1 protein-coding gene is annotated in these 236 nt (G+C 67.8%); it reads right to left on the bottom strand.

Annotation, left to right across the window (positions count from 1 at the left end; genetic code table 11):
- A partial coding sequence (locus tag SB772_RS45575) for a condensation domain-containing protein (RefSeq protein WP_410839225.1) occupies positions 1–236 on the bottom strand: 236 nt, incomplete at both ends.

Genomic DNA, 236 nt, shown 5'->3' with positions numbered 1-236 from the left:
CGCCACGGGCAACGCGCAGGCGCTTGCACAACCTGTTCGACGCCGCCATCCGCAGATTCGGCAAAGGTGGTGCGCAATGCCTCATGACGCGCAATCAGCGCATCGAACGCGTGCCGCAGCACCGCGCGATTCAGCTCGCCGTCGAGACGCAGCCTGCTCGTCACGTGATACGCCGCCGGCTCGTCGATCATGCGTGCGTGCAGCCACCGCCGCGTCTGCGCGAACGATGCGGGCAC

Origin of the sequence: Paraburkholderia sp. SIMBA_030 (assembly GCF_046535245.1) — a bacterium.
Classification (GTDB): domain Bacteria; phylum Pseudomonadota; class Gammaproteobacteria; order Burkholderiales; family Burkholderiaceae; genus Paraburkholderia.
The sequence above is the reverse complement of the archived record's forward strand: the minus strand, read 5'-3'. Positions and strand labels throughout refer to the sequence as shown.